The organism is Shinella sp. M27 (genome assembly GCF_049199905.1).
In the GTDB taxonomy this organism is placed as follows: Bacteria; Pseudomonadota; Alphaproteobacteria; order Rhizobiales; family Rhizobiaceae; genus Shinella.
Map to the genome: position 1 here is coordinate 40,259 of NZ_JBLZPK010000046.1, position 13,065 is coordinate 53,323.

Annotated in this window: 11 protein-coding genes; 6 read left to right on the forward strand and 5 right to left on the reverse strand. The window is 63.8% G+C overall.

Annotation, left to right across the window (positions count from 1 at the left end):
• Positions 1-4: 4 nt before the first annotated feature.
• The 4 genes from ACOZK4_RS18425 to ACOZK4_RS18440 all read right to left on the reverse strand — a co-directional run bounded on the left by ACOZK4_RS18425 (position 5) and on the right by ACOZK4_RS18440 (position 5,919).
• Positions 5-1,639, reverse strand: coding sequence for an ABC transporter ATP-binding protein (locus tag ACOZK4_RS18425; protein ID WP_421593126.1), 1,635 nt, complete (start codon positions 1,637-1,639; stop codon positions 5-7).
• The gene (locus ACOZK4_RS18430; protein WP_421593127.1) at positions 1,636-2,775 is read right to left on the reverse strand and encodes an ABC transporter permease; all 1,140 of its coding nucleotides are present in this window, start codon (positions 2,773-2,775) and stop codon (positions 1,636-1,638) included. The genes ACOZK4_RS18425 and ACOZK4_RS18430 overlap by 4 nt, the downstream gene beginning before the upstream one ends.
• Positions 2,775-3,851: a microcin C ABC transporter permease YejB gene (locus tag ACOZK4_RS18435; RefSeq protein ID WP_421593128.1), complete on the reverse strand. Its 1,077-nt coding sequence runs from the start codon at positions 3,849-3,851 to the stop codon at positions 2,775-2,777. Before ACOZK4_RS18435 ends, ACOZK4_RS18430 begins: the two co-directional genes overlap by 1 nt.
• A gap of 160 nt (positions 3,852-4,011) precedes the next feature.
• On the reverse strand, positions 4,012-5,919 hold the full coding sequence (locus ACOZK4_RS18440) for an extracellular solute-binding protein (protein WP_421593129.1): 1,908 nt from the start codon (positions 5,917-5,919) through the stop codon (positions 4,012-4,014).
• Between the two features lie 119 nt (positions 5,920-6,038).
• Here ACOZK4_RS18440 and mepA point away from each other — a divergent pair, with 119 nt between their 5' ends.
• From mepA to ACOZK4_RS18470, 6 genes are all read left to right on the forward strand, one after another.
• Positions 6,039-7,109, forward strand: a complete 1,071-nt coding sequence (gene mepA, locus ACOZK4_RS18445) for a penicillin-insensitive murein endopeptidase (protein ID WP_421593130.1) — start codon at positions 6,039-6,041, stop codon at positions 7,107-7,109.
• A 97-nt stretch (positions 7,110-7,206) separates the two neighbouring features.
• The gene (locus tag ACOZK4_RS18450; RefSeq protein WP_313526519.1) at positions 7,207-7,587 is read left to right on the forward strand and encodes a methylglyoxal synthase; all 381 of its coding nucleotides are present in this window, start codon (positions 7,207-7,209) and stop codon (positions 7,585-7,587) included.
• A 63-nt stretch (positions 7,588-7,650) separates the two neighbouring features.
• A complete protein-coding gene (locus ACOZK4_RS18455; protein WP_421593131.1) occupies positions 7,651-8,676 on the forward strand; it encodes a glucokinase in 1,026 nt (341 codons plus the stop codon).
• 120 nt (positions 8,677-8,796) lie between these two features.
• A complete protein-coding gene (locus ACOZK4_RS18460) occupies positions 8,797-10,584 on the forward strand; it encodes an ABC transporter ATP-binding protein (protein ID WP_421593132.1) in 1,788 nt (595 codons plus the stop codon).
• Positions 10,585-10,597: 13 nt separating this feature from the next.
• The gene (dapB, locus tag ACOZK4_RS18465) at positions 10,598-11,416 is read left to right on the forward strand and encodes a 4-hydroxy-tetrahydrodipicolinate reductase (RefSeq protein WP_421593133.1); all 819 of its coding nucleotides are present in this window, start codon (positions 10,598-10,600) and stop codon (positions 11,414-11,416) included.
• 79 nt (positions 11,417-11,495) lie between these two features.
• Entirely contained in the window at positions 11,496-12,131 is a 636-nt protein-coding gene (locus tag ACOZK4_RS18470) for a 2,3-bisphosphoglycerate-dependent phosphoglycerate mutase (protein ID WP_117367316.1), read from the forward strand.
• 53 nt (positions 12,132-12,184) lie between these two features.
• On the opposite strand, the gene ACOZK4_RS18475 is transcribed toward ACOZK4_RS18470, so the two are convergent.
• On the reverse strand, positions 12,185-13,057 hold the full coding sequence (locus ACOZK4_RS18475; protein WP_313526508.1) for a bifunctional helix-turn-helix domain-containing protein/methylated-DNA--[protein]-cysteine S-methyltransferase: 873 nt from the start codon (positions 13,055-13,057) through the stop codon (positions 12,185-12,187).
• Positions 13,058-13,065: the final 8 nt, after the last annotated feature.

Here is a 13,065-nt window from a genome sequence, read left to right on the forward strand (position 1 = left end):
TTGGCTACTGATGGATGCTCTCGGCTCTGACGGCTTCGAGATTGAAGGCGGCGGCCATGAGGGCCTTGGTATAGGCCTCCGTCGGACGCTCGATGATGTCTTTCGCCGGCCCCTTCTCCACGACGCGCCCGGCGCGCATGACGATGATGTCATTGGCCAGCGCCCGCACGACCTTGAGGTCGTGGCTGATGAAGAGATAGGCGAGATTGTGCTTGGCCTGGAGGTCGCGAAGCAGCTCGACGACCTGCGCCTGCACGCTCATGTCGAGCGCGGAGGTCGGCTCGTCGAGCATGACGAATTCGGGTTTGAGCACCATGGCGCGGGCAATCGCGATGCGCTGGCGCTGGCCGCCGGAAAATTCATGCGGATAGCGCCAGCGGGTCGAGGCGTCGAGGCCGGTTTCTTCGAGCGCCGAGGCCACGCGATGGTCACGCTCGGCTTCCGACAGCGCGGGCTCGTGGATCTTCAACCCCTCCGCGACGATATCGGCGACCGACATGCGCGGCGACAGCGAGCCAAAGGGATCCTGGAAGACGATCTGCATGCGCCGGCGCAGCGGACGCATTTCTGCGAAGGAGTGGCCGGCAATGTCCTGCCCGATGAAGGCGATGCGGCCCTGCGAGGCGATGAGCCGCGTCAGCGCGAGACCAAGCGTCGTCTTGCCAGAACCGGATTCGCCGACGACGCCGAGCGTATGGCCGGCGCGCAGCGTCAGGTCGATGCCGTCGACCGCCTTCACATGATCGACCACACGGCGCATGAAGCCCGCCTTGATCGGGAACCAGACCTTGACGTCGTCAGCCTCCATGATGACGGGCTGGCCGGCATCGCCCGGCCGCGGCTCGCCCTTCGGCTCGGAGGCGAGCAGGTGGCGCGTATAGGCGTGCTGCGGGTTGGAGAAGATTTCCTCGACCGGACCGGTTTCGACGATCTTGCCCTTGGTCATCACGCAGACCCGGTCGGCGAATTTTCGCACGATGCCGAGATCGTGGGTGATGAAGAGCATGGACATGCCGTGCTCTTCCTTGAGTTTTTCCAGGAGTTCGAGGATCTGCGCCTGCACGGTCACGTCGAGCGCGGTGGTCGGCTCGTCGGCGATCAGCAGTTCCGGGCGGTTGGCGAGCGCCATAGCGATCATCACGCGCTGACGCTGGCCACCGGACAGTTCGTGCGGATAGGCGGCCAAGCGTTTTTCCGGCTCGCGGATGCCGACCTGGTTGAGCAGCTCCAGGATTTTTGCCCGCGCGGCCACACCTTCGATGCCCTGGTGCAGCTTCAGGATCTCGCCGATCTGCCGCTCGATCGAATGCAGCGGATTGAGCGAGGTCATCGGCTCCTGGAAGATCATCGTGATGTCGTTGCCGCGCACATTGCGCAACGTCGCATCCGACGCATTCAGGAGGTCCTTGCCGTTGAAATGGATTTCGCCCGAGGGGTGGCTGGCGGCCGGATAGGGCAGCAGCTTCAGGATGGAATTGGCCGTCACCGATTTGCCGGAACCGGATTCGCCGACCAGCGCCACGACCTCGCCGCGGTGGATGTCGAAGGACACCTGATCGACGGCAAGCGATGTCTTGCCGCCCTGGTGGAAGGCGACGGAGAGGTCCTTTACGGACAGGAGGATTTCGCGAGCGCTCACCGGAAGGTCTTCCTCGGATCGAAGGCGTCGCGCGTTGCTTCACCGACGAAGATCAGAAGCGACAGCATGACGGACATGACGACGAAGGCGGTGATGCCGAGCCACGGCGCCTGAAGGTTGTTCTTGCCCTGCGCGATCAGCTCGCCCAGTGACGGCGAGCCCGGCGGCATGCCGAACCCTAAGAAGTCGAGCGAGGTGAGCGTGGTGATCGAGCCCGAAAGGATGAAGGGCAGGAAGGTCAGCGTCGCCACCATCGCGTTGGGCAGCAGGTGCCGGTACATGATCGTGACATTGCCGACGCCGAGCGCGCGGGCGGCCCGGACATATTCGAAATTGCGGGCGCGCAGGAATTCCGCACGCACCACGCCGACGAAGCCGACCCATGAGAACAGCAGCATGATGCTGAGCAGGATCCAGAAGCCGGGCGGCAGGATGGCGGCGATGATCAGCAGGATGTAGAGGACCGGCATCGAGGACCAGATCTCGATGAAGCGCTGCATCAGAAGGTCGGTCCAGCCACCGAAATAGCCCTGCACGGCCCCGGCCGTCACGCCGACAATGGCAGAGGCGATGGTGAGGGCCAGACCGAACAGCACCGAGATGCGGAAACCGTAGATGGCGCGGGCCAGCACGTCGCGCGCCTGGTCGTCCGTACCGAGCCAGTTGAGGTTGCTGATCGTGCAGTTCGGATCGTTCACGCCGCCGGGATAACCGGCGCAGCGCTCTTCCTTCGACATCAGCCAGAAGGGTTTCGTCGGGGCGGAATGCGGGATGTTGGAATTGGTCGAGCTGTAGGAATAGCGGATCGGCGGCCAGATCATCCAGCCGTTGGCGTTGAGCTCTTCCTGAATGAAATCCGAGCGGTAATCGGTCTCGGCCAGGAAGCCGCCGAACTTTTCTTCCGGGTAATCGACCACGACGGGGAACAGCAGTTCGCCTTTGTAGGAGGCGATGATCGGCCGGTCGTTGGCGATGCCCTCGGCAAAGAGTGAGAGCACGAAGATGACGAGGAATATCCACAGCGACCAGTAACCGCGCCGGTTCGCCTTGAAATTCTCCCAGCGCCGGAGATTGGTCGGATTGAGCAGCCCCTTGCGCGGGGGCGCGACCGGCTTTGCGTCCGTCACGGCGGTCATCACACGTCCCTCCGGTCGAAATCGATGCGGGGATCGACCCAGGTGTAGATGAGGTCGGAGATGAGGCTGACGACGAGGCCCATCAGCGAGAAGATGAAGAGCGTGGCGAAGACGATCGGGTAGTCGCGCCGCACGATAGAATCGTAGCCGAGGCGGCCGAGGCCATCGAGCGAGAAGATGTATTCGATGAGCAACGATCCCGTGAAGAAGGCCGAGATGAAGGCGCCGGGGAAGCCGGCGATGATGATCAGCATGGCATTGCGGAAGACGTGGCCGTAGAGCACCTGACGCTCATTCAGGCCTTTCGCGCGCGCCGTCGTGACATACTGCTTCTTGATCTCGTCGATGAAGGAGTTCTTGGTGAGCAGCGTCGTGGTGGCGAAGGCGGAGAGCAGCAGCGTGATCAGCGGCAGGGTCATGTGCCACATGTAATCGAGCGGCTTCTGCCACCAGGCGAGGCTGTCGAAATTGTCGGAGACGATGCCGCGCAGCGGGAACCAGTCCAGGAAGGACCCGCCGGCGAAGAGCACGATGAGCAGGATGCCGAACAGGAAGCTCGGCACCGCATAGCCGATGATGATGATGCCGGAGGTCCAGACGTCGAAGGCCGATCCGTCCGACACCGCCTTCTTGATGCCGAGCGGGATGGAGATAGCGTAGGAGAAGATCAGGATCCACACGCCGAGCGAGATGGAGACCGGCATCTTCTCGGCGATGAGATCGACGACCGAGGTGTTGCGGAAGAAGCTCTCGCCGAAATCGAAGCGCATGTAATCCCACATCATCGTGAAGAAGCGCTCGAGCGGCGGCTTGTCGAAGCCGAACTGCTTTTCCAGCTTGGCGATGAATTCGGGATCCAACCCCTGCGAGCCGCGATAGGCGCCCTCGCCGCCGGCATTCTGCAGCATGTCGCCGCCGCCGGAGAGACGGTCGCCCGCGCCCTGGTTGGTGAGGTCGGAAATGACCTGCTCGACCGGGCCGCCCGGCGCGAACTGCACGATGGCAAAGGAGATCGCCATGATACCGAAGATGGTCGGGATCATCAGCAGGAGACGACGCAGGATATAGGCGCTCATCAGCGACGCCTCGCCGGAAGGACGTGCGCATCCGCGGCACGCCGCCGCTTCGATATCCAGTCGATCAAACCCAGACCTTCTCGTTTAGCCGCCACTGCCGGCAGCGGTGATTCGCTGTCGCTATATGGAGCCCAGCCGGCTTTGCGGCGCAAGCCCCGCCTCATTTCGCAGCGGTTTTCGACCACCAGACCTGCGGGAAACCGAGCCCATAGTAAGGCAGCTCCTGAGGACGGCTGAGATTGTTCCAGTAGGCGATGCGCTGTGCCTTTGCATAGAACAGCGGCACGACATAGTGATGAGCGAGCAGGACGCGGTCGAGCGCGTGGGTGGTCGCCACCAGTTCCTCGCGGTTCGGCGCGAATATGATGCGGCGGATGAGGTCGTCGATCGCCGGATCGGAAATGCCGGCATAGTTTTTCGAGCCCTGCTGGTTGGCCGAGGCCGAACCCCAATAGTCGGCCTGCTCGTTGCCCGGAACCAGCGACTGCGCCCAGATGCCGTAGATCATGTCATAATCGAAGCTGCGGGTACGGTTGGTATATTGCGAGGCATCGACAGTGCGGATGCGCGCATCGACGCCGATCTTCTTCACGCTGTTGACGAAGGGCGTGACCGTGCGCTCGAAGGAGGGATTGGAGAGCAGGATTTCGAAGCCGAAGGGCTCACCCGTCTTCACGTTGACGAGCTTGCGGTCCTTCAGCTCGTAGCCGGCCTCCTTGAAGAGATCCAGCGCCTTGCGCAGGTTGGTGCGCACCTTCTGCGGGTCGCCGTTGACGGGATTGGTATAGGGCGTGGTGAAGACTTCTGGCGGAACCTTGTCTTTCAGCTCCTCGAGGATTTCCTTCTCGCGCCCTTCCGGCAGGCCGGAGGAGGCGAGTTCCGTGCCCCAGAAATAGCTGTCGACGCGCTGGAAGGCGTTATAGGCGAGGCTGCGGTTCAGGTCCTCGAAATCGAAGGCGTAGTTCAACGCCTCGCGCACCTTCTGATCCTTGAACTTGTCGCGGCGCAGGTTCGGCACGAAGGCCTGCATGATGCCGGTGGCGCGCAGCGGGTTCTCGATCTCCTCGCGCACCACGCGCCCGTCCTTGGCAGCCGGGAATTCGTAGGACGTCGCCCAGTGGCTCGCGCTGTTGTCCTGGTAGAATTGGACATTGCCGGTGCGGAAGGCTTCGAATTCGACGGTCCTGTCGCCGAAGAACGTGTAGATGATCGTGCCGAAATTGTTCTGGCCGACATTCACGTTGAGGTCCTTGCCCCAATAGTCGTCGCGCCGCTCGAAGCGGATGGAGGCGCCGGCCTGGAATGCGCCGATCTTGTACGGCCCAGAGCCCATCACCGGCTCCAGCGTTGTGCGGCTGATGTCGCGCTTGTTACCCTTGTCGTCCGTTCCCTCCCACCAATGTTTGGGGATGACCGGAAACTGGCCGAGAATGTTCGGCAGTTCGCGGTTGTTCTTCTCGTCGAAGCGGAAGGTGATGTCGCGCTCGCCGGTCTTTTCGGCCGAAATCACGTGGCGATAGTAGTTGGCATAAAGCGGATTGTGCTCCTTCAGCTTTTCGAAGGAGTAGACCACATCCTCCGGCGTCACCGGCTTCCCATCCGCCCATTTCGCTTCCGCGCGCAGGCGGAAGGTCGCGGACGAGAAGTCGTCGGGATAGGAGACGCCCTCGGCGAGCAGGCCGTAGGAGGCGGTGATCTCGTCCTCGGCCGATTTCAGCAGCGTATCGAAGACGAGCGAGCCGACGCCCGTCGCCGCCTCGCCCTTGGAAAGGATGAGGTTGAACGTGTCATAGGTTCCGGTTTCGGAAAGCTTCAGCTCGCCGCCCTTCGGCGCATCGGGATTGACATAGTCGAAGCGTTCGAAGCCGTTGGGATGCTTCAGTTCGCCGATGGTGGAGATACCGCTGCGCCAGACCGGGCTTGCGGCATCCTGAGCGGCGGCCCCCGTTGCAAGCGCGAGCGCCAAAACCGCCGTGACCAGAGTTTTCCCGAAGGCTGCCTGCATGCCAAGTCCCTTTCCGATGCGTTTGCCGAAGCATGCAGCGGAGAATAGGCAAAATCCGGGCAATTGACAGGCCTGCCATGAAAGCGGCGGTTTTTGCCGCCCCTATCGGCCAAGACGATTCATTTCCGCGAAAGGATGATCCTTTAACCTTTCGTGAGCGATTGCGACTTCGAGACCTGCCAATGCCCCTGCCTTCCAAGCTTACCCGCCTCATCCCATGCCTGATGGCCGCCGGCCTCGCGTTGACCGCCCTTGCCGCACCCTCCGCCGCCGAGGACCGGCCGGCTAAGGAGCTGTTCGGCGCCAAGCGCCTGCCGGCGAAGATGGCGACCAACCCCTATGGTTCCTATGCCAAGGGCTGCATCGCCGGCGCCGTGGCGATCCCGACGGACGGTCCGGCCTGGCAGGCGATGCGCCTGTCGCGCAACCGGCGCTGGGGCCATCCGCAGATGATCGCGCTCCTGGAGCAGTTCTCGCAGGATGCACAGAAACTCGGCTGGCCGGGCCTGCTGCTCGGCGATATCTCGCAGCCGCGCGGTGGGCCGATGCTGAACGGTCATGCCTCGCATCAGGTCGGTCTCGACGCCGATATCTGGTTCACGCCGATGCCGGATCATCGCCTGTCGGCCGAGGAGCGCGAAAAGCTGCCCTTCACCTCCATGCTCGACAAGAGCAAGTTTCTGACCGTCGATTCGCGCCGCTGGACCTCGACCCATGCCAAGCTTGTGATGAAGGCAGCGAGCTATCCTCAGGTCGATCGCGTCTTCGTCAATCCGGCGATCAAGAAGAAGCTCTGCGACACCTGGCAGGGCGACCGGTCGCTGCTCGGCAAGGTGCGGCCGATCTACGGTCATGACGAGCACTTCCACATCCGCATCAAATGCCCGGAAGGCGCGGCCGGCTGCAAGCCCCAGGCCCGCGTACCGGCCGGCGACGGCTGCGATGCATCGCTTGCCTGGTGGTTCACCAAGGAGCCCTGGTCCAAGCCGAAGCCGAAGAAGGACGACAAGCCCGTAAAGCCCTGGTATCTCACGATGGCCAACCTGCCCAAGGCCTGCAGCACCGTGCTTGCCAGCGCCTCGCCGGCCTCCGAGCAGGAAGTGACCTATCAGGGCAATGGCGGGGTCTCCTCCACCGCGCTCGCCTTTTCCGGCGGTGGCGACACGCCGGCAAACAGCATCGAATCGGTCATTGCCAACGATACGGCGCTGCCGGCCATCGTGCCGATCCCCATTCCGCGACCGTTCCAATAAGCGGCTGCCTGGCGGCGGGGCTTTTCAAGGTCCCGCCGCCTTTGTATAAGGCAATCAAATCGATTTAAATTTCCCCGTCGAACCCACGAGGAACGCCATGTCCCGCCGCAAATGCATCGCTCTCATCGCGCATGACGAGAAGAAGGACGACATGGCGGATTTCGCGCGGCGCAATGAGAACGTGCTGGCGCAGGCGAAGATCGTAGCGACCGGCACCACCGGCGGCCGCGTGCTGGAAGCCTGCCCCGGCCTCGACGTCACGCGTCTTAAGAGCGGCCCGCTCGGCGGCGACCAGCAGATCGGCGCGCTGATCGCGACCGGCGAGGTGGACGTGCTGATCTTCTTCGTCGATCCGCTCACCCCCATGCCGCACGATGTCGACGTCAAGGCGCTGATGCGGCTTGCCATCGTCTATGACATTCCGATGGCGCTGAACCGCGCCACCGCCGAACACCTGCTCGACTTCGCTGCCGATTGACGGCACTGTTGAGCCCGGATAGCGATAAGCCAAAATTACGACGCGAAAGAACGGGATAGCTTGATGGCAAGGCCAGGCGACAACGACACCAACCTCCCCTTCCCCATTCTCGTCGGCGATATCGGCGGCACCAATGCGCGCTTCGCGCTGCTGCTGGATGCCTTTGCCGAGCCCAAGCCGTTCCCGATCGTCCAGACCGCCGATTTCACCAATATCGACGACGCCCTGCAAAAGTGCATCCTCGACACGAGTTCGGTGCAGCCGCGCTCGGCGATCCTGGCGCTCGCCGGCCCGATCCAGGGCGACGAGGTGCCGCTGACCAATTGCCCCTGGGTGGTGCGCCCGCGCGACATGATCGCCAATCTCGGCTTCGAGGACGTGCTGCTCGTCAACGATTTCGAGGCGCAGGCGCTCGCCGTCGCCTCGCTTGGCGAAACCGACCGGGAAAAGATCGGCCCCGGCATCGAGCGCAACGCCGCTTCGCGCACCGTGCTCGGCCCCGGCACCGGGCTCGGCGTCGCCGGCCTCGTCTATGCCCGCCACAGCTGGATCCCGGTTCCCGGTGAAGGCGGCCATGTCGATGTCGGCCCGCGCAGCGAGCGCGACTACCGGATCTGGCCGTTCCTGGAACCGATCGAGGGCCGCATCTCCGCCGAGCAGCTTTTGTGCGGGCGAGGCATCATGAATATCTACCGCGCCATCTGCGCGGCCGACGGGGTGGATGCGACACTCGCCAAACCCTCCGACGTGACGGCCAAGGCGCTGGCGCAGGAAGACCGCGCGGCAGTCGAGACCGTCTCGCTGTTTTCGACCTATCTCGGCCGCGTGGCGGGCGACATGGCGATGATCTTCATGGCCAAGGGCGGCGTGTTCCTGGCCGGCGGCATCTCGCAGAAGATCCTGCCGGCGCTGCGCGGACCGGAGTTTCGCGCGGCTTTCGAGGATAAGGCGCCGCACAGCGCGCTGCTCAAATCCATCCCGACCTATGTCGTCACCCATCCGGTCGCAGCGCTTGCCGGCCTTGCCGCCTTTGCGCGCATGCCGGACCGTTTCGGTGTTGCAACCGAGGGACGCCACTGGAAAAGGTGACGTCTTCGGCAGCGCTTGACGCCGCCTCGGACTCGCCAAAGGCCGACCGACACCCTATAGAGCGGCCAAAGCGTCGGTTTTGGCCGGCCGCCCGTGAGATCGTGCAGGAAAGTCAGTCTATTGGCCGATAAGAGTCGTCCCGAGCGCCCCCACGTCAGCTCCGACACCGTCACCACCGTGCTGAAGCGCGTCATCGCCGAGAACGGCCGTGACCACCTCAAGGGCTACGGTCTCGCCGTGCTCAGCCTCGCCGTCGTCGCCGCCACCACGGCCTTCACCGCCTGGATCATGGAATCCGTCGTCAACGAGGCCTTCGCCAACAAGCGCGCCGACCTCGTCATCCTGATCTGCGGCTCGATCTTCGTCGCCTTCGTGCTGCGCGGCTTCGCGACCTATTTCCAGGCCGTCATCCTCTCGAAGATCGGCAACAACATCGTGGCGCGCTACCAGCGCCGCATTTATTCGCACCTGATGGCGCTCAGCGTCGGCTTCTTCTCGGAATCGCGCTCGGCCTATCTCGCCGCCCAGATCAGCCAGAACGTCACGGGCATCCGCGACGTGCTCAACATGACGGTGACGTCGGTCGCGCGCGATTTCCTGACCCTCGTCGCCCTCATCGGCGTGATGTTGTCGAAGGACTGGATCCTGACGCTGATCGTGTTCTTCGTCGCCCCGCCGCTGCTCATCGGCCTGCGTTACGTTTCCAAGCGGCTGCGTAGCGCCACGCGCGAATCCGTCGTGCTGAACAGCCACGTGCTCGGGGCCATGCAGGAGACGGTGCAGGGCATCACCATCGTCAAGGCTTTCACCATGGAAGCCCAGCTGAAGGACAAGGTCGAAGGCATCATCGCACGGGCGGAAAACCGCTCGAACCGCATTGCCCGCCTTTCCGAACGTACCGCGCCGATGACGGAAGCCTTCGCCGGTTTCGCCATTTCGGGCGTACTCGGCTACGCCGCCTATCGCTCGATCTATGGCGGCATCCTGCCGGGCGCCTTCTTCTCCTTCGTCACCGCACTTTTGATGGCCTATGAGCCGGCCAAGCGCCTCGCCCGCCTGCAGGTCTCGCTGGAGCGCGCGGTCGTCAATGCCCGCATGATCTATGAAATCCTCGACCTCAAGCCGCGCCAGGCCGACCGCGCGGACGCCAAGGCGCTGGCGGTTACCGATGCCACCATCACCTTCAAGGACGTGCGTTTCGGCTATTCGGAAAACGAGACGATCCTCAAGGGCCTGAACTTCACCGCCGAGGGCGGGAAGACGACAGCGCTCGTCGGCCCCTCGGGTGCCGGCAAATCCACCGTCATCAGCCTCATTCCTCGCTTCTACGACCCGGCGGAGGGCGAGATCCTGATCGACGGGCAGGACATCGCCCATGTGACCAAGCAGTCGCTGCGCAACGCCATCGCCTATGTCTCGCAGCAGCCCTATCTGTTCGAAGGCACCATCCGCGACAATATCCGCTACGGCCGCCCGGACGCGACGGATGTCGATATCGAGGAAGCCGCGCGCCACGCCTATGCGCATGATTTCATCCTCGCCCAGCCGCTCGGTTACGAGACGCCGGTCGGTGAAAACGGCGTGACGCTGTCCGGCGGCCAGCGCCAGCGACTGTCGATCGCGCGCGCTCTTGTTCGCAATGCGCCGATCCTGCTGCTCGACGAGGCGACTTCCGCGCTCGACACGGAATCGGAACAGGCCGTGCAGAAGGCGCTGGACGAGGCGATGAGCGGGCGCACCGTCGTCGTCATCGCGCACCGCCTGTCGACCGTGGTGCGCGCCGACAAGATCATCGTGATGCAGGATGGCGCGGTCGTCGAGGAGGGCTCGCACACGGCGCTTGCGAGCCGGGAAAACGGCCTTTACGCTCGCCTCAACAGCCTGCAGGCTCCGGCCGGCAACAAGTAAACAGGGACAAGACATGAGCGGCACCGCAATGAAGCTGGTCGTCGTCGGCGCTGCCGGCCGCATGGGCCAGACGCTGATCCGCACCATCCATGCCATCGAGGGCGCAGAAGTGTTCGCCGCCGTCGAGCGTGAGGGATCGCCCTTCATCGGCCGCGACGCGGGGGAACTTGCCGGCCTCGGCCCGATCGGCGTTGCCATCACCGACAAGCCGCTCGAAGCCTTCGTCGCCGCCGAAGGCGTGCTCGATTTCACGGCTCCGGCCGCGACCGTCGATTTCGCGGGGCTGGCCGCACAGGCCCGCATCGTGCATGTCATCGGCACCACCGGTTGCTCGGTTGAGGACGACGAGAAGATCAAGGCGGCCGCCCGCCATGCCCGCGTGGTCAAATCAGGCAATATGAGCCTCGGCGTGAACCTGCTCGGCGTGCTCACCGAGACAGCCGCCCGCGCGCTCGGCCCCGCCGACTGGGATATCGAGGTGCTGGAAATGCACCACAGGCACAAGGTGGACGCGCCCTCTGGCACGGCGCTCCTGCTCGGCCAGGCCGCCGCCAAAGGGCGCGGCATTTCGCTGGCCGACAATTCCGTGCGGGTGCGTGACGGCCATACCGGCGCGCGTCCCGCGGGCACGATCGGCTTCGCCACGCTGCGCGGCGGTTCGGTCATCGGCGAACATTCCGTCGTGATCGCCGGCGAAGGCGAGCTGGTGACGCTGTCGCACAGCGCGACCGACCGCTCGATTTTTGCGCGCGGCGCGGTGCAGGCAGCGCTCTGGGCGCGCGACAAAAAACCCGGCCTCTATTCCATGCTCGACGTGCTCGGGCTCAACTGAAATTTTTGTTCACAGCGCATCGTTTAATCCGAAAACCGGTACCCACTTTTCGGAACGATGCTAACCGGAGAAAAACCCTATGAGCGGAACCCTCGTCCTCGTTCGCCACGGCCAGAGCGAATGGAACCTGAAAAACCTCTTCACCGGCTGGCGCGATCCCGACCTGACCGAACTCGGCGTCGAGGAAGCCAAGACCGGCGGCAAGGCGATCGCCGAAACGGGCATCAAGTTCGATATCGCCTTCACCTCGGACCTCTCCCGCGCCCAGAAAACGCTGAAGATCATCCTTGACGAGATCGGCCAGCAGGGTCTGGAAACGATCCGCGACCAGGCGCTCAACGAGCGCGACTATGGCGATCTCTCCGGCCTCAACAAGGACGACGCCCGTGCCAAGTGGGGCGAGGAACAGGTCCATATCTGGCGCCGTTCCTACGACATCCCGCCGCCGGGCGGCGAGAGCCTGCGCGACACCGGCGCCCGCGTCTGGCCCTATTACCTCACGGAAATCCTGCCCCGCGTGCTGCGCGGCGAAAAGGTTCTGGTCGCCGCGCACGGCAACTCGCTGCGCTCGCTGGTCATGGTACTCGACAAGCTGACCAAGGACGAGATCCTGAAGCTCAACCTCGCGACCGGCGTTCCCATGGTTTACACGCTGAACGCTGATTCGACCGTAAAGACCAAGGACGTTCTCGGCGACATGTCTGGCGCGCACTGAGCTTTCTCGGCAGAACAAGCAAAAGGCCGGCATCTCTGCCGGCCTTTTTCGTTTCAGGCCTTGCCCGATTCCCAGCCGAGCATCGCCCGCTTGCGCGTCAGGCCCCAATGGTAGCCGGTCAGCGCGCCGCTCTTGCCGAGCGCGCGGTGGCAGGGCACGACGAAGGAGATGGGGTTACGGCCGACGGCGGCACCGACGGCGCGCGAGGCGGTGGGCTGGCCGAGTGTTTCGGCAATCGAGGAATAGGTGACGGCGCAGCCCATGGGGATGCGCAACAGCGCCTCCCAGACGCGGACCTGGAAATCCGAGCCGATCAGCACGATGCGCAGCGGCGCCTTGGGGTCCCAGCGGGTCGGGTCGAAGATGCGCTCGGCATAGGCGGCGGTCGCCTCGCTGTCCTCCACATATTTGGCGTTCGGCCAGCGCGAGGACATGTCCTCGAAGGCATCCTCGCCGCCGGGCTCATCGGCGAAGGCAAGGCCGGCAAGGCCGCGATCGGTGATCATGACGAGGGCGCGGCCGAAGGGCGACGGGTGAAAACCGTAGCGGATCGTCAGGCCCGCCCCACGCGCCTTCCATTCACCCGGCGACATGGCCTCGTGCGTGACGAAGAGATCGTGCAGGCGGCTCGGGCCGGAAAGGCCGACCTCAAAGCTGGTTTCGAGCAGCGGCAACTCTTCCTGGCGCAGCAGGCGCTTGGCGTGATCGAGCGTCACGGCCTGCAGAAAGGCTTTCGGCGAGAGGCCGGCCCAGCGGGTGAAGGTTTTCTGCAGCTGTGTCGGCGACTGGCCGAGTTTTCCGGCAATATCCTCCAGACCGGGCTGGTCGCGATAGTCGTCCGTTATCATCTCGATGACCTGGCGGACGGTCGTGTAATCGTCGCCCTCAGGCGTGATATCGGTTTGCAAAGTCGCGGCAATGTTCATCGCTTTTC

Excerpts from the sequence above, each read along its gene's own strand:
- ACOZK4_RS18430 (WP_421593127.1), bottom strand. The coding sequence starts at position 2,775 with ATGACCGCCGTGACGGACGCAAAGCCGGTCGCGCCCCCGCGCAAGGGG.
- mepA (WP_421593130.1), top strand. The coding sequence starts at position 6,039 with ATGCCCCTGCCTTCCAAGCTTACCCGCCTCATCCCATGCCTGATGGCC.
- ACOZK4_RS18435 (WP_421593128.1), bottom strand. The coding sequence starts at position 3,851 with ATGAGCGCCTATATCCTGCGTCGTCTCCTGCTGATGATCCCGACCATC.
- ACOZK4_RS18455 (WP_421593131.1), top strand. The coding sequence starts at position 7,651 with ATGGCAAGGCCAGGCGACAACGACACCAACCTCCCCTTCCCCATTCTC.
- ACOZK4_RS18475 (WP_313526508.1), bottom strand. The coding sequence starts at position 13,057 with ATGAACATTGCCGCGACTTTGCAAACCGATATCACGCCTGAGGGCGAC.
- ACOZK4_RS18470 (WP_117367316.1), top strand. The coding sequence starts at position 11,496 with ATGAGCGGAACCCTCGTCCTCGTTCGCCACGGCCAGAGCGAATGGAAC.
- dapB (WP_421593133.1), top strand. The coding sequence starts at position 10,598 with ATGAGCGGCACCGCAATGAAGCTGGTCGTCGTCGGCGCTGCCGGCCGC.
- ACOZK4_RS18450 (WP_313526519.1), top strand. The coding sequence starts at position 7,207 with ATGTCCCGCCGCAAATGCATCGCTCTCATCGCGCATGACGAGAAGAAG.